Annotated in this window: 20 protein-coding genes; 18 read left to right on the forward strand and 2 right to left on the reverse strand. The window is 37.5% G+C overall.

Features of this window, described 5'->3' with window-relative positions:
• Positions 1–171 precede the first annotated feature (171 nt).
• Both H3Z82_RS09265 and H3Z82_RS09270 read left to right on the forward strand, forming a co-directional pair.
• Positions 172–1,182, forward strand: coding sequence for a 3-oxoacyl-ACP synthase III family protein (locus tag H3Z82_RS09265; RefSeq protein WP_182205223.1), 1,011 nt, complete (start codon positions 172–174; stop codon positions 1,180–1,182).
• A 705-nt stretch (positions 1,183–1,887) separates the two neighbouring features.
• On the forward strand, positions 1,888–2,256 hold the full coding sequence (locus tag H3Z82_RS09270; protein ID WP_182205224.1) for a CoA-binding protein: 369 nt from the start codon (positions 1,888–1,890) through the stop codon (positions 2,254–2,256).
• Here H3Z82_RS09270 and H3Z82_RS09275 read toward each other — a convergent pair.
• Complete coding sequence (locus H3Z82_RS09275) at positions 2,227–3,669, reverse strand: sodium:solute symporter (RefSeq protein ID WP_182205225.1); 1,443 nt, start codon at positions 3,667–3,669, stop codon at positions 2,227–2,229. The genes H3Z82_RS09270 and H3Z82_RS09275 overlap by 30 nt on opposite strands.
• A 125-nt stretch (positions 3,670–3,794) precedes the next feature.
• On the opposite strand from H3Z82_RS09275, the gene recR reads away from it, so the two are divergent.
• The 13 genes from recR (at position 3,795) to rimO (ending at position 16,043) form a co-directional block, all read left to right on the forward strand.
• Positions 3,795–4,412: a recombination mediator RecR gene (gene recR, locus H3Z82_RS09280; RefSeq protein ID WP_182205226.1), complete on the forward strand. Its 618-nt coding sequence runs from the start codon at positions 3,795–3,797 to the stop codon at positions 4,410–4,412.
• A 6-nt stretch (positions 4,413–4,418) separates the two neighbouring features.
• Positions 4,419–5,510: a glycosyltransferase family 2 protein gene (locus tag H3Z82_RS09285; protein WP_182205227.1), complete on the forward strand. Its 1,092-nt coding sequence runs from the start codon at positions 4,419–4,421 to the stop codon at positions 5,508–5,510.
• Between the two features lie 119 nt (positions 5,511–5,629).
• On the forward strand, positions 5,630–7,012 hold the full coding sequence (locus tag H3Z82_RS09290; protein ID WP_182205228.1) for a dihydrolipoamide acetyltransferase family protein: 1,383 nt from the start codon (positions 5,630–5,632) through the stop codon (positions 7,010–7,012).
• 156 nt (positions 7,013–7,168) lie between these two features.
• Positions 7,169–7,945, forward strand: a complete 777-nt coding sequence (locus H3Z82_RS09295) for a 3'-5' exonuclease (protein ID WP_182205229.1) — start codon at positions 7,169–7,171, stop codon at positions 7,943–7,945.
• 227 nt (positions 7,946–8,172) lie between these two features.
• Complete coding sequence (locus H3Z82_RS09300) at positions 8,173–8,784, forward strand: fumarylacetoacetate hydrolase family protein (RefSeq protein WP_182205230.1); 612 nt, start codon at positions 8,173–8,175, stop codon at positions 8,782–8,784.
• Positions 8,785–9,126 (forward strand): Hpt domain-containing protein, encoded by a 342-nt coding sequence (locus tag H3Z82_RS09305; protein ID WP_182205231.1) that lies wholly within the window; start codon positions 8,785–8,787, stop codon positions 9,124–9,126.
• The gene (locus H3Z82_RS09310) at positions 9,126–10,373 is read left to right on the forward strand and encodes a CinA family nicotinamide mononucleotide deamidase-related protein (protein ID WP_182205232.1); all 1,248 of its coding nucleotides are present in this window, start codon (positions 9,126–9,128) and stop codon (positions 10,371–10,373) included. Before H3Z82_RS09305 ends, H3Z82_RS09310 begins: the two co-directional genes overlap by 1 nt.
• Before the next feature lie 77 nt (positions 10,374–10,450).
• On the forward strand, positions 10,451–10,687 hold the full coding sequence (gene rpmB, locus H3Z82_RS09315; protein WP_182205233.1) for a 50S ribosomal protein L28: 237 nt from the start codon (positions 10,451–10,453) through the stop codon (positions 10,685–10,687).
• Positions 10,688–10,759: 72 nt separating this feature from the next.
• Entirely contained in the window at positions 10,760–10,942 is a 183-nt protein-coding gene (gene rpmG, locus H3Z82_RS09320; RefSeq protein ID WP_007648529.1) for a 50S ribosomal protein L33, read from the forward strand.
• A gap of 59 nt (positions 10,943–11,001) precedes the next feature.
• Positions 11,002–11,154 carry a DUF4295 domain-containing protein gene (locus tag H3Z82_RS09325; RefSeq protein ID WP_182205234.1) on the forward strand — a complete coding sequence of 51 codons (153 nt, stop codon included), beginning with the start codon at positions 11,002–11,004 and terminating at the stop codon, positions 11,152–11,154.
• Positions 11,155–11,536: 382 nt separating this feature from the next.
• Positions 11,537–12,490, forward strand: coding sequence for a signal recognition particle-docking protein FtsY (gene ftsY, locus H3Z82_RS09330; protein ID WP_182205235.1), 954 nt, complete (start codon positions 11,537–11,539; stop codon positions 12,488–12,490).
• A gap of 235 nt (positions 12,491–12,725) precedes the next feature.
• Positions 12,726–14,369 (forward strand): amidase family protein, encoded by a 1,644-nt coding sequence (locus tag H3Z82_RS09335; protein WP_182205236.1) that lies wholly within the window; start codon positions 12,726–12,728, stop codon positions 14,367–14,369.
• Between the two features lie 366 nt (positions 14,370–14,735).
• Positions 14,736–16,043: a 30S ribosomal protein S12 methylthiotransferase RimO gene (gene rimO, locus H3Z82_RS09340; protein WP_182205237.1), complete on the forward strand. Its 1,308-nt coding sequence runs from the start codon at positions 14,736–14,738 to the stop codon at positions 16,041–16,043.
• A 126-nt stretch (positions 16,044–16,169) separates the two neighbouring features.
• Here rimO and mgtE read toward each other — a convergent pair whose 3' ends face one another.
• Positions 16,170–17,510 (reverse strand): magnesium transporter, encoded by a 1,341-nt coding sequence (gene mgtE / locus H3Z82_RS09345; protein WP_182205238.1) that lies wholly within the window; start codon positions 17,508–17,510, stop codon positions 16,170–16,172.
• A 489-nt stretch (positions 17,511–17,999) separates the two neighbouring features.
• On the opposite strand from mgtE, the gene H3Z82_RS09350 reads away from it, so the two are divergent.
• The 3 genes from H3Z82_RS09350 to H3Z82_RS09360 all read left to right on the forward strand — a co-directional run bounded on the left by H3Z82_RS09350 (position 18,000) and on the right by H3Z82_RS09360 (position 21,495).
• On the forward strand, positions 18,000–18,686 hold the full coding sequence (locus tag H3Z82_RS09350) for a response regulator transcription factor (RefSeq protein ID WP_182205239.1): 687 nt from the start codon (positions 18,000–18,002) through the stop codon (positions 18,684–18,686).
• Positions 18,686–20,071 (forward strand): HAMP domain-containing sensor histidine kinase, encoded by a 1,386-nt coding sequence (locus H3Z82_RS09355; protein WP_182205240.1) that lies wholly within the window; start codon positions 18,686–18,688, stop codon positions 20,069–20,071. Before H3Z82_RS09350 ends, H3Z82_RS09355 begins: the two co-directional genes overlap by 1 nt.
• 71 nt (positions 20,072–20,142) lie before the next feature.
• Entirely contained in the window at positions 20,143–21,495 is a 1,353-nt protein-coding gene (locus H3Z82_RS09360; RefSeq protein WP_182205241.1) for a TolC family protein, read from the forward strand.
• The last annotated feature ends 24 nt before the right edge of the window (positions 21,496–21,519 follow it).

Below are 21,519 nucleotides of genomic sequence, written 5' to 3' on the forward strand. Positions count from 1 at the left end.
GATTAGATTTTAGTTAATCCCTAAAATTACAAAAACAAGGGTAGTGGGTCGTCAAATAAATGTTAAAATAAGGCACTCTTGAGCCAATATGGTATTTAAAATAGGTAATTTTATGAAAACTGCGAATATTGCTTAAATTGCAAATCTATTTAACGCTAAACGAAAAAGCTTATGTATAATTCCAAAATAATTGGATTAGGACATTACGTTCCTGATAATGTGGTCACTAATGATGATTTGTCCAAAATAATGGATACTAATGACGAATGGATCCAAGAACGAACAGGTATTAAGGAACGCCGTTGGGCACTTGAAAATTCTGAAGACACCACTTCAGGAATGGGTATAAAGGCTGCTAAAGTTGCCATTGAACGAGCAGGAATTGATAAGGATGATATTGATTTTATTGTGTTTGCAACCTTGAGTCCTGACATGTATTTTCCTGGGCCAGGTGTGCAGGTACAACATGCTCTGGACATTAAAACTGTTGGTGCTTTGGATGTCCGAAATCAGTGTTCGGGCTTTATATATGCTATCTCAGTGGCAGATCAATATATAAAAACCGGAATGTATAAGAATATTTTGGTGATAGGTAGCGAGTTGCATTCCCATGGCTTGGACAAAACCACACGAGGACGGGGTGTTTCGGTTATTTTTGGTGATGGAGCAGGCGCTGCTATTTTGACTAGAGAAGAGGACAATACCAAAGGAATTCTTTCCACGCACTTACACTCACAGGGTGAGCATGCTGAAGAATTGGTATTGGTTGCTCCCGGCATGGGAAAACGATGGGTGAATGATATTCTTAGAGATAACGACCCTAACGACGAAAGCTATTTTCCATACATGAATGGCCAATTTGTCTTTAAAAATGCAGTGGTCCGGTTTAGTGAGGTGATTATGGAAGGGCTGGGAAAAAACAACTTGGGCAAGGAGGCAATTGATATGTTGATTCCACATCAGGCCAATTTAAGGATTTCACAGTTCATCCAAAAAAAGTTTGAATTGAGTGACGACCAAGTGTTTAACAATATTCAGAAATATGGCAACACGACCGCAGCATCTATTCCTATTGCGCTGACAGAAGCATGGGAAGAGGGTAAAATCAAAGAAGGCGATGTAGTCGTACTGGCTGCTTTTGGTAGTGGATTTACTTGGGGGAGCGTGATCATTAAATGGTAACAAATTCCGGCGCAGGTGGGAATCTCTAACCTTAATTAAGCCATTCTCTAATCTTTATTTCTTTATGTGAAATTGTCAATTGAAGAGCGAAATCACGTTTATTGAGCTGTAAATAAAAATAAAATAGTGCCGTTTTTTCAATTGAAACCGATAGAAAATGAGCTTCGAAAACCTAAAAGATTATTCCTGTCTGTGAAGGAACGAGAATTAAAAAACCCGAAACATAATTGTTACGGGTTTTTTGGCTATTAACCAACATTAACTAACACTTGACTTGGTTAAATCAATAAACTTATCACTTTATATTAGACGTAGAAACTTCTATTTTATTTTACAAGGATAAGCTTTTAACTATCAATTAACATTAATTGGCAAATTTTGAAGGAAAATACAGTCATATCCAATTAAAATTCAACGACTTCAATTCCAAATTGCACCGTTTATTAGTTTAGAAGTCTTAACATGATCAATGTGAAGAGAGCGTAGAAACTGTTTTTTATGGAATGAAATTTACAGTTTTCTGATTAAGCAAAAATCCGAAGCATAAACCTTAGACTTTAATTGCAAATATGAAGTGTTCATTACAACACTAATTAACTTTTTGATCTGATTGATTAATTTTGATTTGATTGTTAGAAGAGAGACGGTTACTTTTGTAAATTATTACATTCTTGTAATTTCTCTTTTAATAAAATTCATTGAACCATGCAAACCAATAAAAAAACTCTGGTGTTTGGAGCCTCTTTAAATCCGAGCCGTTACTCCAATTTGGCAATCTACAGATTGACATCCCATGGGCATGAAGTTGTGGCTTTTGGATTGAAGGAAGGCGAGGTTTCTGGAGTCAAGATTGATACGGAATTAGTAGCCTATAATGGTATTGATACGGTTACTTTATATATGAACCCGACCAGACAGAAGCCATTTTATGACTACCTTATTTCTTTAAAACCAAATCGTGTGGTTTTTAACCCTGGCACAGAAAATCCGGATTTTTTCCAGCGTTTGCGTGATGCTAAAATTAATTTTGAAATAGCCTGTACCTTAGTGCTGCTTGGTACGAATCAGTATTAAACCTAAAAATGTCAAAAGGCCATTTAAGATCAAAATAAAATAACCAAACTCAAAGCCTAGCCATTTTAAGCTGTTGACACCAATTATATAGGAAAGAATTGGCGACAAAATTGCAATAAGAGGTACCCATTTGTCTTTTATCTGCCACTTGGTGAACAATCCAAAAGCGTAGAGCCCGAGTAAAGGACCGTAGGTATATCCTGCAAAAAGTAGGAGTTTTGCAATAACACTTTCATCCTTAATGGCATATTTAAAAGCGATAATTATCAAGATTAAGAGGAAGGACATCAGCACATGTACGCGTTTTCTGATCATAATTTGTTTTGCGGCATCATACTTTTTTTCAATATCTAAAATGTCAATGCTGAAAGAGGTGGTCAGGGCAGTTAAAGTACTATCGGCGCTACTATATGCTGCAGCGATCAATCCCAATAAGAAGAACACAAAAACACCAATGCCTAAATGCTCTTTGGCCAAGATAGGGAAGAGCTCATCTTTATGTGCATCAATGCCGTTTTTTTGTGCATAGACAGTTAAAAGAAGGCCTAGACTTAAAATCATAAAGTTGACTATTGTCAGAATGATCGTAAACCAGAACATATTTTTCTGTGCATCCTTCAAGGTTTTGCAGGTGAGATTTTTTTGCATCATGTCTTGGTCCAGACCTGTCATGACTATGGCAATAAAGGCTCCGGATATAAACTGATTCCAGAAATAATCGCTTGATTTAAAGTCGTCAAAAAAGAAGGTTTTAGACAGGTCATTCTCCAATACATAGCTTAAAATATTGCCACCACTAATGCCCAGATCAGTACTCACTGAGTAAATTGCTACACCAATTGCAATCAACATAAATAGGGTTTGTAGAGAATCTGTCCAGATAATGGTTTTGATTCCAGACCTGAAGGTATATAACCATATTAAAAAAACGGTTATGGTTACAGTTTGCCAGAAGCTGACGCCCAAATCATCAAAGAGGAGCACTTGTAGTACATTGGCTACTAAAAATAGCCTGAAGCTGGACCCCACAATTCGGGAAATTAGAAAAAATGACGCACCAGTTTTATAGGATGCATTTCCAAAGCGCTCCCCCAAATAGGTGTAAATAGAGGTAAGATTTAGTTTGTAGTAGAGCGGCAGGAGGACAGTGCCAATAACGAGGTAACCAACGGTATAGCCCAATACCATTTGCATATAGCTAAATTGTGAGGCCTCTATCCAACCCGGAACCGATATAAAGGTCACCCCGGAAAGTGATGCTCCAATCATTCCAAAGGCTACAATATACCATGGCGCTTGTTTATTGGCCTTAAAAAAAGTGTTATTGTCTGATTTTCTTCCCGTGAGATAGGATATCAAAATGAGAATCCCAAAATAGGAAAGTATAAGTAGGATAATGGTTGTAGAATGCATAAACAATAAAATATGGCGGAAATTACTTATTAAAGTTTTGAATTTTCAAATAACGGGACTTATTGTGAAATAAGAACATGTTAAAGCCTCAAAAATATGTGCTAAAAATCCGTAAATTTGCCCCCATGGAATTTTCTTCAAAATTACTCGAAAAAGCTGTCAACGAAATGTCTCAGTTGCCCGGAATTGGTAAACGAACAGCATTGCGTCTTGTTTTGCATTTGCTCCGACAGCCAAAAGATCAAACCATATTATTGACTTCTGCATTGACACAGATGAGAAGCGACATACAATTTTGTTCAAGTTGCCACAATATAAGTGACACCCAACTTTGCGATATCTGTGCCAATCCACGTAGAACGGAAGAAATCATCTGTGTGGTTGAGGACATTAGAGATGTGATGGCTATTGAAAATACAAGTTCGTTCAAAGGACGGTACCATGTATTGGGAGGGAAAATATCTCCAATGGATGGGATTGGGCCTAATGATCTCAATATCGCTTCACTTGTAGAAAAGGTGAAGAAGGGAACTGTAAAAGAGTTGATTTTTGCCCTAAGTTCCACTATGGAAGGCGATACCACCAATTTTTATATTTTTAAGCAGATCCAAGATTACGAAATTGTCACCTCCACCATTGCTAGAGGTATTTCAGTGGGTAATGAATTGGAATATACCGATGAGGTCACGCTCGGAAGAAGTATCTTGAATAGAATCCCTTTTGAAACCTCTTTAAAATCCTAATGGTTTTTGAAGCTATCTGTCATCATATTAAACTATAATGTGCGTTACTTTTTGGAGTTGTGCATCAAAAGCGTTCAAGCGGCTATCACCGATTTAGATGCTGAAATTATTGTTGTTGACAACCACTCCTCTGATGATAGTTGTCAAATGGTAAAGCAGCTTTTTCCTGAAGTTATTTTAATCGAGAACAAAGAGAACTTTGGGTTTTCCAAAGGAAATAATATTGGCGTGGTCCAAGCTAAAGGCGACTATCTATGCATTTTAAATCCTGATACGATGGTGGCTGAAGATACCTTTACAAAGGTGATGGCTTATGCAGCGGATCGTCCGAATATGGGGGTGCTGGGTTGCCAGCTTATAGATGGTTGCGGCACATTTCTTCCAGAAAGCAAACGAAACATCCCCACGCCTAAGGTTGCTGTCAAGAAAATGTTGGGATTTTCAGACGCCTACTATGCAAATCATTTAGGGGCAGCTGAGATTGGGCAAACGGACATTCTTGTTGGTGCATTTATGGTGCTCAAAAAAACAGTTTTTAACGAAGTCGGAGGTTTTGACGAAGACTATTTTATGTATGGAGAAGATATTGACCTTTCTTATAAAATTCTGAAATCAGGGTATGACAATATTTATTACGGTAAAGCTGTTGTGCTTCATTACAAGGGTGAAAGCACCCTAAAAGATAAAACTTATGCCAAGCGATTTTATGGCGCTATGCATATTTTTTATAAAAAACACTTCAAGTCCAGCCTCTTATTTGATGCCGTGGTCTGGCTAGGAATTCTGTTTTCAAAATTTTTATCAAAAGTGCCAAAGGAAATTCATCAAAAAGCAACAAACTATGTTTTAATGACTGAAAATTCAGCTTTCAACCTTGAACTCCCATTCAAAACCACAAAGGTTCATGCTACGACCAATATTGCGCCACATACACAAATTGTATTTGATGGTAATACTATTGATAATAAGCTTATTATCGAGTATATGAATCGGTCAGAAAAGGACAAAAAACTGACATTTCGAATTTTACCCAAAAATGCCCGGTTTATAGTTGGCAGTGATAGCTCAGAACATCGTGGCGAAGTGATTAAATTGTAAAAATCCCGAAAAACAGATGTATTATGAATTCCGAAAATATAGAGGATTATGTAATGAAGTATGGCAATTTTAACTAATTTTGCAAGAGCAAATAAAAATTTTAGCATCTGAATAATAATATGGCAAAATTTGAACTGAAACTCCCAAAGATGGGAGAAAGCGTAGCGGAAGCAACCATAACCTCTTGGTTGAAGAATGTTGGCGACACTATTGAAGCTGATGAAGCGGTATTGGAAATTGCAACCGATAAAGTGGATAGTGAAGTGCCCAGTGAAGTGGATGGCGTTTTAACCGAGATCCTTTATAATGTTGATGATGTTGTAAAAGTAGGGCAGGTGATTGCCATTATTGAAACAGATGCAAGTGAGGCTCAGGCACCTGCTGCTCCAAAGCAAGAACCTGCTTCAGCGCAGTTGGCAGAGGCTCCTGAGGTTGTGCAAGTGGCTCAGACTGTTGAAGCGGCAAAAACAGCTGTGGCAGCTCCAGTAACGTCTACCGAAGATCGTTTTTATTCGCCTTTAGTAAAAAATATAGCCAAACAGGAAGGGGTGTCACAATCTGAATTAGACAGTATTTCTGGTACAGGTAAGGATGGGCGTGTCACCAAAAATGATATTTTCGAATATTTAGAAACTAAGAAATCGGCTCCGGTGTCTGCGGCACCAACGTCAGGAACCGAGTCTGTTAAGGAAGATGGTGCGACAGAAACCGCTAAAAAAGAATCAGGGACGAAATCAACACCGCAAGAAAAAGCATCTGAAAAGTCAAAGGTGTCTTCTGAAATAGCCAGTAACGGTGATGAGATTATTGAAATGACCCGAATGGGTAAATTGATAGCTCATCATATGGTAGAGTCCGTACAAAAATCAGCACATGTACAGAGTTTTATTGAAGCTGATGTGACTAATATTTGGAACTGGCGTAATAAGGTCAAGAAGGATTTTGCGAAACGTGAAGGTGAGAATTTGACCTTTACCCCAATTTTTATGGAAGCTGTGGCGAAGGCATTACGCGATTTCCCTATGATGAATATTTCGCTCCAAGATGATAAAATCATTAAAAAGAAACATATAAATTTAGGTATGGCTGCAGCGTTACCTGACGGGAATCTCATTGTTCCGGTAATTAAGGATGCAGATCAATTAAACCTAATCGGGATGACCAAACGTGTTAACGATTTGGCCAATAGGGCCCGTTTAAATCAATTGAAGCCTGATGATATTCAAGGTGGAACTTACACCGTGACTAATGTTGGGACCTTTGGAAGTATTATGGGCACACCCATTATCAATCAACCACAAGTTGGAATCTTGGCACTTGGTGCAATAAGAAAAGTTCCGGCGGTTGTGGAATCGTCAGAAGGTGACTTTATTGGTATCCGATACCGAATGTTCTTATCACATTCTTATGACCATCGCGTTGTCAATGGTGCATTGGGCGGGCAATTTGTTAAAGCGGTCAAAGATTATTTGGAAGCTTGGGATGTCAATCGTGAGATTTAATAGCGTTCAGAGCTGCGGGTTTCAAAAACCAGGCAGATCTGAGAAAGTATCTTAAAACCTAAACAAATCTTAAACCTAATCTTAAAACAATTAGGTTTTTCTATTTTTACGACAATTAATTATCAATCAGAACCAAACGATAAACTAAAAACAAAAATGAATCTCAATCTTACCAAGCCTATATGTTTTTTTGACCTTGAAACAACAGGTGTAAATATCACCTCAGACCGCATCGTGGAAATTGCCGTGCTGAAAGTATTTCCTAATGGCAAGGAGGATCGGAAGACTTGGTTAGTAAATCCAGGTATACCAATTCCAGCTGAGGTAACCGCAATTCATGGCATATCTGATGCAGATGTTGCCGATAAACCAACGTTTAAAGAGCTTGCCAATGAGATCAACACGATGGTTAAAGATTCAGATCTAGCTGGATTTAATTCCAACAGATTTGATATTCCGTTGTTAGCGGAAGAAATGTTGCGGGCGGGGATTGATTTTGATATGAAAGGCCGGGTGGCTATTGATGTACAAACCATTTTCCATAAAATGGAACAACGTACTCTGGCTGCGGCTTATAAATTTTATTGCGATAAGAATTTGGACGATGCCCATAGTGCAGCTGCCGATACTGAAGCTACCTACGAAGTGTTAAAGGCACAATTGGCAAGATATGATGAATTGGAAAATGACACCAAATTTTTGGCTGAATTCAGTTCGCGAAAAAGGTTCGCTGATTTCGCTGGATTTATAGTATATAACAAATATAATGAAGAGTGTTTTTCATTTGGAAAGCATAAAACAAAAAGAGTGGAAGATGTATTGAATGAAGAACCAGGATATTTTGGTTGGCTGCTCAACGCTGATTTTCCACTTTACACCAAGAAAGTACTGACCGCTATTAAAGTGAGAGCTTTTAATAATAAACTTGCCTAAAGCGCTCTATAATTATGACTGTAATACGGTTTACGAGAGTGAATTTGTTTGTGCAATAACGTCATGAATTAAGAACCTTGGATTTGATCGGCACGCGCGGGCTGGTCCATGAGGTATGAATAAGGAACTATTTTTTAGATTGAAATAAACCTCGAAATATTAAAACCGACTGTTGGGAATAAATGTCATTCGTGACCGTAACATAGCAATATCAATATCAAACCTTCATGAAAATCATCTGCATAGGCCGAAACTACACGGAGCATATCAAAGAACTGGCTAATGAAAGACCAACAGAACCCGTCCTGTTTCTAAAACCAGATACCGCGGTACTTTTAAAGAACCAACCTTTTTTTATTCCAGACTTCTCGAATGATGTCCATTTTGAAGTGGAGGTTTTAGTTAAAATTTCAAAGGTTGGGAAGTATATCGATAAAAAATTCGCCCATAAATATTATAATGAGATTGGACTTGGCATCGATTTTACGGCACGAGATTTACAGCAAAAGTTAAAGCAGAAAGGCTTGCCTTGGGAAAAGGCCAAAGCTTTTGACGGGGCTGCAATGATTGGTAAATGGTTGCCAAAATCCGATTTTGAATCTGTGGATGCCATTAATTTTCAATTGGAAAGAAATGGAAACCTTGTGCAACAGGGCAATACAAGCCATATGTTATGGAAAATTGATGAACTTATAGAATATGTATCAAAATATTTTACTTTAAAGATTGGAGACATTATCTTTACAGGAACACCATCAGGAGTTGCTAAGGTAGAAGCTAATGATGAACTTAGGGGATTGATTGAAAATATTGAAATGTTTAAATTAACAATCAAGTAAATGGAAGAAAATTATAAACTTTATCGCGTACGCGAATTAGCAGATGGCGATGAGGATTTTGTTATGGCAATTGCAGCAGCATTTTTGGAAGAGGTTCCAGAGGATGCTGCGCGACTTAAAAAGGCCGTTGCAGAAGCAGATTATTACACTACCTATCAGGCCGCTCATAAAATGAAACCCACCATTGATCTTTTTGAACTCGGGGTCTTGGACGATTTAATCACCGTTCAGGATTGGGGCAAACTGGAAAAGAAGAGCGAAGACATATCCAAAGAATTAAAGAATGTTTTGGAAGCCATAGAAAAAACAACTGAAGAAATTAAAACCGATTTCAATCTCTAATGTTAGCTGAAATTATAACTATTGGAGATGAAATTCTTATTGGTCAAATTGTCGATACCAATTCTGCCTTTATAGCCAAACAACTTAACAAAATTGGAGTTTCTGTATATCAGATTACGTCTGTGCAAGATGACAAAGAGCATATCTTAAAATCGTTTAAGGAAGCCGAAGAAAATGCAGAAATCATCATTGTTACAGGTGGACTAGGGCCAACAAAGGATGATATTACCAAGAGAACCATTGCAGAATATTTTGATGACACTCTAATCAGAAATGATGAGGTTACAGAAAACATCAAACGGATTTGGGGAGATTTCACGGTCAAAACACCATCTCAGGTCAGTTTGGATCAAGCTTTAGTGCCTTCAAAGGCACAAGTGTTGATGAACATGCATGGGAGTGCGCCCGGAATGTGGCTTGAAAAGGAAGGAAAGATTTTTATTTCGCTCCCTGGCGTACCCTATGAAATGCGCGGCTTGATTGAAGATAAGGTCCTTCCTAAACTTATTAAGCAGTTTAAGTTTCCGTACATCCAGCATGAAACCATATTGACTTACGGTCTTGGTGAAAGTGCCTTGGCAGAACGTATTGAAGCTTGGGCTGACCATTTGCCGCCTTATATTAAGTTAGCATATTTACCCAGTTTAGGAAGGGTACGATTGCGGCTCTCTGGCAAATCTATGGACAAACATCTGATTCAAATTGAAATAAAACATCAAATAGAATTGTTGTTGCCGCAAATTGAAGATGTTTTTGTTGGTTTTGAACGTGATGAATCTATTGAGGCTGTTATAGGTCAACATCTGATTGCTTTAGGTAAAACAGTAGCTACAGCAGAAAGTTGTACGGGCGGTAAAATAGCGGAATCCTTTACCGCGATTGCGGGTGCTTCTCAATATTTTAAGGGTAGCGTGGTGAGTTATGCCACACAAAGTAAGGTGGAGGTCTTAAAAGTTGATCCGAAGTTGATTGCTGAGTTTTCTGTAGTCAGCAAAGAGGTCGCCGAAGCCATGGCTAAAGCAGCTTTAAAACTTTTCGATTCTGACTATGCAATTTCCACAACTGGAAACGCAGGGCCAACAAAAGGTGATGCCGATGCTGAGGTAGGTACCGTTTATATAGCCATTGCTACTAGGCATACCGTGTATTCAGAACGCTTTACTTTTGGTGATCATCGCCACAAAGTCATTAATAGAGCCTCAAACAAAGCCTTTGAAATGTTACAGAAAGAAATTATAAAAAAGTAACAATTAATGTTTGTGATGTTACAAAGTTTTCCTAAATTTGCAAACTGTTTTAAATAACATAATTAAAGTTAGAAAGAATGTCAAGAGTTTGTGAACTTACTGGAAAAAAAGCGATGGTTGGCAACAACGTGTCTCACGCTATGAATAGAACAAAACGTAAATTTGATGCGAATTTGATCAAAAAACGTTTTTACATTCCTGAGGAGGATAAATGGGTAACTTTAAAAGTATCTACTTCTGCGCTGAAAACCATCAATAAAATAGGAATTTCTGCTGCAATCAAAGAGGCAAAATCTAAAGGATTTTTAAAATAATAGCCTACAAGGATGGAATTTCTTCTCGATAACTATCGGGATTCACGGAAATGATTAATAAAATATTTTACAATGGCAAAAAAGGGTAATAGAATACAGGTCATATTAGAGTGTACGGAGCACAAAGAGTCTGGGCAACCAGGAACTTCACGTTACATCACTACAAAGAATAAAAAGAATACGCCAGATAGAATGGAGATTAAAAAATTTAATCCTATTCTTAAGCGCATGACAGTTCACAAAGAGATAAAATAAATGTAGATTTCCTTCCGATGGCTATCGGATTCGAGGAAGTTATAAAAATAATTTTTACAATGGCAAAGAAATCAGTAGCATCGTTACAAAAAGGATCTAAGAGATTAACTAAAGCAATAAAGATGGTTAAATCTCCAAAAACAGGAGCTTATCAGTTCGTTGAAGCTGTTGTTGCACCTGAGTTTGTGGATGATTTTTTAAATAAAAAATAAATAAATTCACTATATTTTTAAAAACTGCTTTCATTTGAAAGCAGTTTTTTTATGTCTATATTTGAGTTAAATCTGACAATTTAGCAGTTTGAACATTAGGGTCTTAAATTTGTTATAAGATTTTGGCGTCACCTTTTAATCCCACAAGGTTTCAAAAAGATCTCGCGTTTTAAAAGGTCGTGTTTTAAAAGGTCGTGTTTTACGGAATACCGTTTTATATTAAGGGCTTAGACAAGTTCAGTCACCAAATAAAAAGGATGCCGCTACAAATACGAAGCTTTTACGAATTTGATAATTCAAAAGCGGTTAGTGATGAGTAATCCCTAACGCAAAGCCGTCTTTTAGCCATAAAAACGGCATAACATTAAACACTGCATAACGAATGAGCTTTTTTAAAAAAATTTTTACTTCAGAAAAAAAGGAAACCTTAGATAAAGGTTTAGAAAAATCCAAAACTTCTTTTTTCACCAAGCTCAATAAAGCCGTTGCTGGAAAATCAAAAGTTGATGATGATGTACTTGATAATTTAGAGGAGATCTTGGTGTCAAGTGATGTTGGTGTAAACACCACCTTAAAAATCATTGATAGGATTGAAGAGCGTGTGGCTAAGGATAAATATTTAGGCACTTCTGAACTCAACCAAATTTTACGGGAAGAAATTGCCGGTCTGCTTTCTGAAATTGATAGCGGTAATGCAACGGAGTTTACCATACCAACAGATAAAAAACCCTTTGTCATCATGGTTGTGGGCGTAAACGGTGTGGGTAAAACTACAACTATTGGCAAATTAGCATCCCAATTTAAAAAACAGGGCTTACAAGTTGTTCTTGGTGCTGCCGATACTTTTAGAGCTGCAGCTATTGATCAGTTGCAAATATGGGCCGATCGGGTTGAGGTACCCATGGTACGGCAAGATTTTGGCAGTGATCCAGCTTCTGTCGCCTTTGATACCTTGAAAAGTGGGGTCAACCAAAATGCCGATGTGGTTATTATTGATACCGCTGGACGTCTTCATAATAAAGTCAATTTGATGAACGAGTTGACCAAAATTAAACGGGTAATGCAAAAAGTAATTTCCGATGCGCCTCACGAAGTATTATTGGTATTGGACGGCTCTACAGGACAAAATGCTTTTGAACAAGCCAAGCAATTTACAGCTGCAACAGAAGTTACTTCTTTGGCGGTAACAAAATTGGACGGAACCGCAAAAGGTGGTGTGGTGATTGGTATTTCTGATCAATTTCAAATTCCAGTAAAATATATCGGGGTGGGCGAAGGTATTGATGACTTGCAAGTCTTTAATAAATTTGAATTTGTAGACTCTTTTTTCAAATAGTGAAATCCTGCGAATTCAGCAACCTCATTTCTACTTATAATTTATTGAGTGTTAATCATATTTGTAGCTCTATCGGCATTTTTTTCCAAGAATGAACGTCAACTCTATTTTTCAAAGTTCGTTGATTTTTTCCACCTAAAACATTGTAAAATTCATACATCAACAAATACTTATTAATTTGAACGCCTTTGGAGTAATCAATTCCATTTGAGTATTTTTAGTAAAAAATCAAAGTATGAAACCAATATTGTTTTGTTTATCATTTATGATCGTTTGCGGCTGTAAGAACCCTGAAAAAAATAACACTGGATCTGAAAATTCCTCTACAGATATCAGCGCCATCTCTACCAAGGAATTTACTGAATTCAAGGTGTTGGACTCTAAGTATATTGACCAGTCCAAGTTATGGAAAGTTTTTGATGAAGATCTTGCAGAATTCTCCGAAGACCTGTACAATAGGCTTAAACCCTTAATTTTAGAACAAGATATCCCGACCATTCAGCAGCATATTCAAGATAGAAAGTTGTCTTATGAAAATTTGACCAAGTTTTATCTTTATCGCATCAGAGCTTTTGATCGTGAAAATGATTTATCCTTGAATGCCGTGATTTCCCTTAATCCTAATGTGATATCGGAAGCAAAACAAAGGGATATCGCTTTGAAAAATAAGATGCGCAAACATCCAATTTTCGGAATGCCAATTCTTTTAAAAGACAATATTAATACGGTCGATATGCCTACGACTTCCGGGGCTGTGGTTTTTCAAAATAACAATACAAAGGACGCTTATATAGTTGAACGCTTAAAAGATCAAGGCGCTCTTATTTTAGGGAAGGCCAATTTAAGCGAATGGGCTTATTTCTTTTGTGGCGATTGCCCAAGTGGCTATAGTGCCATTGGCGGTCAAACCTTAAATCCGTACGGCCGAAAGACCATAGATACTGGTGGATCAAGTTCAGGAAGTGGGGTGGCTGTAGCTACTAATTTTTGCGTCGCGGCGGTTGGTACTGAAACCTCAGGATCCATTTTATCTCCGGCCAGTCAAAATTCAGGAGTAGGTCTAAAACCAACTGTAGGGCTGTTGAGTAGGAGCGGTATTGTACCAATTTCGTCAACGCTAGATACACCTGGCCCAATGGCTAAGAATGTTACAGATACTGCCATCTTGTTGGATGCCATGCTTGGCTTTGATGATAAAGATCCGAAGGCGGTGAACCTAAGCGCCACATCTAAAGATTACTATGAGCATAATCTTAATGAACAGGAGTTGTTAAACCGTCGTTTTGGAGTGTTCAAAGCCATGCTTGAAGATACACTTTATGCCAACGCTATTTCAGATTTAAAGTCGAAAGGTGCCGTCATTGTTGAGATTGCAGCAGAAAAGATTGAACTGCCTAATTTCCTGAGACTTCTGAATTTAGATATGAAAAACGATCTTCCAAACTATATTAAAGCTTCCGGAGACCCCAAGCTGACGGTAACATCTGTTGAAGATATTATTGTTTTCAACAAAAAAGATTCTATTGCGATGATGCCTTATGGACAGAGTTTATTTGAAGGAATAGCCGCAGATACCGCTACCGAGAATGAGTTTTGGGATATCAAAAACACCCTCAAAACCAATGGGAAATTATTTTTTGACACCCCATTGCAAAGACATCGTTTAGACGGTATTTTATCAATAAACAACTATCACGCTGGCTTTGCTGCCGTTGCTGAATACCCTGCAGTTACTGTGCCTATGGGATTTACCGATACTGGTGCACCAAAAGGTCTGACATTTATTGGGAGGCCGTTGAGTGAAGCCGCGCTATTGTCTTGGGCCTATGCTTTTGAACAAGCATCTAAGCGACGCATAGCCCCTAAGAATTATAATTAATTGGTGAGTACATTTATTAGACCCGTAGAGTATTGACAATATTTGACAGTTCAAAACGAATCGCATCTGCTGCATCTCCCATTGTATTTTCACGAGTCCTTTACTCGAAGCTTAAATCGATGATAAATGATCAGATTAGTACAGATGCAATGATGATATTAAAAGTAGAGCGTGTTCAGAAAATCAATGATCCACATCCTCCAAATGCATTCTTGGTTGATTTTAGTAATTTATATTAATAAGCCATTCAGTGTTCAAAGTTTAAACTTTAATTTCAATGGTTTCTTTGGCATTATTTATGAATCGTAAATCGTAATTCTTAAATCGTTTTCATTACGTATCTTTGCACACTTAATTTTTTTGAATATGAGAACGAAATCGCTTAAAAAGAACCGCATAAATGTTGTGACCTTAGGTTGTAGCAAGAATGTCTATGATAGTGAAGTCCTTATGGGACAACTAAAGGCAAGCGGTAAAGAGGTGGTCCACGAGGAAGAAGGCAATATTGTAGTCATTAATACCTGTGGTTTTATTAATAATGCGAAGGAAGAAAGCGTCAATACCATTCTCGAATTCATGCAGAAAAAGGAAGATGGTGAAGTTGATAAGGTTTTTGTTACCGGTTGCTTGAGTGAACGCTATAAACCAGACTTACAAAAGGAAATTCCCAATGTAGACCAATACTTTGGAACTACCGAACTTCCGGGACTGCTTAAAGTATTAGGTGCCGATTACAAACACGAACTCATTGGTGAACGTTTAACAACAACACCGAAAAATTATGCCTATTTGAAAATTGCCGAAGGTTGTGACAGGCCTTGTAGTTTTTGTGCCATTCCGATTATGCGTGGTAAACACCGATCGACACCTATTGAAGACATCGTTGTTGAAGCTGAAAAGTTGGCTGCCAAAGGAGTTAAGGAATTAATTTTAATTGCTCAAGATTTGACCTATTATGGTCTCGATTTATACAAAAAACGTAACCTTGCCGAATTACTAGAAGCACTAGTTAAAGTTGAGGGTGTAGAGTGGATTCGTTTGCATTATGCATTTCCTACAGGTTTTCCGATGGATGTGCTTGACGTGATGAAACGCGAGCCAAAAATTTGTAACTATCTCGATATCCCATTACAACACATTTCGGATAATATTCTAAAAAGTATGCGTCGTGGTACCACTAAAGAAAAAACGACAAAACTGCTTAAAGAATTCAGAAAGACTGTTCCGGAGATGGCGATTAGAACCACTTTAATTGTTGGTTATCCGGGAGAAACGGAAGAGAATTTTCAAGAATTGAAACAATGGGTTAGCGATATGCGATTTGAACGTTTAGGCTGTTTTACCTATAGCCATGAAGAGAACACACATGCCTATAATCTGGAAGACGATGTTCCGCAAGAGATCAAGCAAGACCGTGCGAATCAGATTATGGAAATTCAATCCCAGATTTCTTGGGAATTGAACCAAGCCAAAATAGGCCAGGAATTTAAAGTGGTTATTGACCGTAAAGAAGGGAATTATTTTGTGGGCCGCACAGAGTTTGACTCGCCCGACGTTGATAACGAAGTGCGAATTGATGCTACCAAAAACTATTTAAAAACGGGAGAGTATGCCATGGTCACCATTACGGAAGCTGAGGATTTTGATCTTTATGGAAACGTTGTAACGGCTTAAAGTTTGACGATCAATTGGCTAATGGATTAAGCTGAATTTGATTTAAAATTGAACGTCTCTGGGTTATCCAGCCCTACTCAAACGGTTACGCTACGATTTACTGTTCGATTTTATACCATGTTGGTGTTAAAATCCAAAATACCGAGCAGCAAGAGAAAAGTAAATCAATACCCCACATATATCAGATAGTGACGTGACTAATGGTGCACTAGCGGTAGCTGGGTCGATTTTGAATTTTGTGAATATAAATGGCAATAACATGCCAATCAAACTGCCAAGCATAACATTAATGACCATGGCCATGCACACGACAATAATGACTTCTGGTGCTCTAAAACTCGCGACGGCGGCAACACTGGCGGCCATGGTCAATCCCAGTAAAAATGAGACCAATAACTCTCTGCCAATGAGCTTGTACCAATCGGATAATTGTATTTCACCCAAAGCCAAGTAGCGGATCATAAGTGTAGCCGACTGTGATCCGGCATTTCCACCACTATCAATCAACAGCGGTAAAAAGAACACCAAAGCAACCACTTGTTGAATCACGTCTTCAAAACTTGCTAAAGCTGCTCCAGAAAATACATTCATAAAAACTAAAAGCACAAGCCAAACAATCCTATTTTTATATAAGGAAAAGATGCGTTCCTTTAGTGGGTTTTTACTTGCATTTTGAACAGATCCAAATTTATGGAAATCCTCAGTGGACTCCTCTTCAATAACATCTAAAATATCGTCAAAAGTGACAATTCCTAAAAGGACGCCGTTTTTGTTTAAAACTGGCAAGGCTTCCCGGTCATAATCTTTAAATACCTGAATAGCTGCTTCTTGGTCATCCCAGGCATTCAAGAAAACAAACCGATGATCAAGCAACTCCGAAACATCTTGTTCAGGGCTGGCTAAAATAAGGTCTTTAATAGAGATATCGTCTATCAGTCGCCAAGCATCGTCGATGATATAAATAACATTTAACGTTTCAGAGTCCTGTCCGAATTGTCTGATATGCTCGAAAGCTTTCGCAACAGTAATATCTGCCTTAATAGCTACAAATTCAGGGGTCATCAAACGTCCAATACTATCTTTTGGATAGCTTAAAAGTTTAACGGTAATTTCCCGCTCCTCTGGAGAAAGCATTTCAATGAAGCTTTGTGTAATATCCTCCGGTAAATCCTGAAAAAAAGAAGTTCTGTCATCAGGCTCAATATCGTTGAGCAGGCGAGACAGCTTTTGTGAATTTTCAGATAATCCCTCAATAATCTCCTCTTGATCGGATTGTGGGAGCATCTTGAAAACATTCTTGGCCTGTTCTCTAGATAACAACCTGAACAAAATAATCTTGTCGTTTGCTGAGAAGCTTTCTACCATCAGTGACAGGTCCAAATCATCCATTTCCTGTAAGGCCAGTTTTAACTTACGCCATTCTTTTTGCTTTATCAAGTCGAGAAAATGTGGACTGGTAACTTCCATATACGAAATCTTTATATTATCAGAATTTAGAGAAACAAAATCATTTTTAAGATTTTAAGTGCAAATGTAAGTCTTATTTTTTGCTTTAATGCGCATGTTATTATCGCTACTAATGATTTTGCTGATTCGACTTTGTGATCTGAATAAATTGGAGGTGGGGCATTAAAAACGAAGCATAAAAAGTAGTATTCATATTTAATTTTCAATAGTTATTATACGTTTGAGGAGGCGTATAATTGCGAATTAGAGTCAGTACATAACACACATATATACGGAGTTCAATCATAGTATAAATCCGTAAATAAGATGATAGAAACTTTCAGTTAAAGTACAGTCGAGAACCATTAAATGCATGTGGTGATGTTTAACTTTCCTCAAGCTAACAGATGCTATAAATGTTCACAATAAGCCAGTAATTAACTACTGAGCTCTAATTACCAATTCAATTTTATATTTCTTAATTTTGAGTATTCAAAAATAAGCGGTCGGGTGAAAAAAATACTTGTCATAGAAGATGATCCAGAGCTCAATAGAAATATCAAAGAAGCGCTTTTGGCGGAAAATATGCAGGTGGAAACTGTTTATGACGGTTTGTTGGCGGAGCGTATTCTCAATAAATCACATTTTGACTGCATCTTGCTGGACATTAATCTGCCGGGTAAAAGTGGTTTCGATTTAGCAAAGGATTTCAGGACCCATAATATCGCTACGCCCATTTTAATGATATCAGCCTTTTCTGAATTGGAAGATAAGGTGCACGGTTACGAAATGGGAGCTGACGATTATATCACCAAACCTTTTTATATGCGCGAATTGATTTTAAAGATCAATTCACTCATAAAACGTAGCCAAAATACCGCTGCTGACCGTCATGAAAATGAACTCATCATAGCAGGTGATCTTCAGTTGGATACAAGATTAAAAAAAGTTAGCCGGCAGCACACAGAAATCGCTTTGACCCCAAGAGAATATCAAATACTACTTAAATTGTTGGAATCAAAAGGTGAAATTGTTTCCAAGCAACGGTTGGTTCAGGAAATATGGGGAAAATCTTTTGATGCCAACACCAACACCATCGAAGTCTATATTAATTTTTTGCGCAAGAAAATTGATCGCCCGTTTAACAAGGAATCGATCAAAACGAAAATTGGTTATGGCTATTATTTTGAAGACTGATGAGTATTAAACGAAAAATTCTATTGTATTTTTCAGCAACCATCATCAGTTTGCTCGGCATGACCCTGTTTTTTATCTACACGCTTTTCTACGAATATCGTGAAGAGGAATTTCAACAAAAACAGAAACAGAAAATCACCTCCACCATAAAGTTTTTAACGGAGATTAGACAAGCCGACGAATCTATTATTCAAGCTATGGATCGGATTAGTATCAATGAGTTTTATGATGAGAAACTCCTAATTTTTGACCATTCAAAAACCTTGATTTATTCAAGCATTGATGATCTGGAAATTGCTGAAAAAGAGGTTGATAGTATCCTCAAGGTATTGACCATTGTCAACCCTTGGTTAGAAACCAAAGCTGATTTGTATGATGTGGTAGGGGTTTATGTAAAATATAATAACAATACCTATTACGGCATCAATAAAGCCTATGACGAGTCAGGGTATTCTAAATTGGATTTTTTACGGTATGTATTGCTGATTACCTTTTTCGGTATTTCTTTAGTCGTTGTTTTAATTGCTTATTATCTAGCAAGAATTATTGCAGAACCTATTGTGGACATTACTGAAAAAATCACCAATTATAATTTTGATACGCTTTATATTCCTATTGAAGTCAAGCGTTCGGAAAATGAGATTGTGGTCTTGGCCGAGCAATTCAACAAATTGATGAAACGGATGAAGGAGGCCGTTTCTTTTCAAAAGCATGCCATCAATCATATTTCACATGAGTTAAAAACACCCATCGCTGTTTTGGTTTCCAATTTTGAACGTATGGATAACGAAACGGATTTAGCGGTTTTGAAAGCGCAGATCAATCGGCAAAAGGAAGACACTAAAAACCTCAGTGAAATCATTAATCTCTTGCTAGAACTTTCAAAAACTGATGCTGGCCATAGCATCCCGAAAACGAGTATCCGTGTGGATGAGTTGATTTTTGATACGATTGATGAGCTCTCCCAACTATATACAGAATTTGAATTCTCAGTAGACTATATCGGCCCAACAGATAATGAAGGCTTATTGACCATACAGGGCTCTGCACGCTTGTTAAAATCTGCATTTATGAATCTGATGCTAAACTCCATCCATTATAGCTCCAATAAGGAAGGCAATATAAATATAATAACGAACGAGAAAGAACTTCAAATAGATTTTATCAATGAAGGCCCCGTAATTTCGATGGAGGAACAGAAATTTCTTTTCCAGCATTTTTTCAGAGGGGAAAATAGTAAAGGCAAATCTGGTTTTGGCTTAGGGCTTGTTTTTATCTATAAAATTATTTCACAGCACCAAGGGCATATTTCTTACCATACGGACAACAAAAACTTAAATGTCTTTACTTTAATCTTCCCATTACAGAGTACGAACCCCACTTGAATAGAACGGCCTTAAGCTAAACTTTATCCATTTTAAGGTCTTTTTAAGCTTGTTTTGATGTCTTTTGCACCATGAAATTGAAAGACGATTTAACGGGTGGTAGAAAAATGTTGGGTTTTGTCCAATTTATTTCGAAGGTTGCGGTCCTGATCTTTATTGGTATTAGCTCAAGTGTATTTGGGCAATTAAGCCAAACAGACACGCTAAAACTTAGCCGACAACAGTATGAAGAGTTTTTCTTAAAGCAAAACTTATTACTACTTGCCGAGACCTACAAAATTAATCAGGCAGAAGCCATGGTGTTACAGGCAAAACTTTGGCCTAATCCAAGTTTGAGCATCGAAGAAATAAACTTGTGGACCACCAATAAACAATTGTCTTATTTAGACGAACCACTACCTCAGATTTTTGGAAATGTTGCTCAAAATACACAGTTTGCAGTGCAGCTGGAGCAGCAAATCATTACCGCTGGAAAGCGTAAAAAACTGATGGATGTTGAGCGAGTTGGCGTTAAAGTGGCAGAACAAGAGTTTGAAGAATTGCTTCGGAATCTGAAATACGAGTTTAGAAATACCCTAACTGAATTGCAGTATTTACAATTGTACACGCAAGTGTTTTTTAAACAACAAGATTTGATTAACAATCTACTAAATGCTTACAGGCGCCAATTGGAGAACGATCATATTAGTAAGGGCGAGTATATGCGGCTGCAGACTCTGCAATTGGAACTTTCCAGAGAAATCAATGCATTGTCCAAGACCAAAAATGAAACCGAAAAGGAATTAAAAGTGCTTTTGAGCATTACCGGACCAGCCAGTTTATTTGTTCTGGAAGATGATTTCACGCCCGATCTTCATAAACTTAAATCATTTGATGTTCTGACACTTCAACAAGATTTCTTGAATTATAGACCTGATGTGAAATTGGCCGAATTGGAAAATGAGCATTTTAAGAGCTTGTTGACTTATGAGAAATCGCAGGCCATTCCCGACTTTAGCTTAAATGCCTCCTACGATCGTGGCGGAGGCGTTTGGCCAAGTTTCTTCGGATTCGGTCTGTCTATAGATTTACCTATTTTTAACCGAAATCAAGGTGCAATTGCTTATGCCCATGTAGGTGTCGAAAATACGAGTCTTCTTTCCGATGATATTCGACTACGGGCACAAGCCGAATTTGAGCAGTATTTCAAAGATTTCCGAACCTCCTTACTTTTTTATGAAAGTATAGAATCCGAATTTGAAATGGATTTAGATGAGATTTTTGAAAGTTATACCCGAAATTTTATGAGTCGGAATATCGGTTTGTTGCAGTATTTGGATTTTCAAGAAGCGTATTTAGAAAATAAAAAGATCATCCTCGAATCAAAGAAAGAGCTACATCTCCAATTTGAGAGGCTCCAACATACTATCGGAAAAGATATTTAACCACCATATTATTTAATTATATAA

Source organism: Gelidibacter maritimus (assembly GCF_014062315.1).
Taxonomy (GTDB): domain Bacteria; phylum Bacteroidota; class Bacteroidia; order Flavobacteriales; family Flavobacteriaceae; genus Gelidibacter; species Gelidibacter maritimus.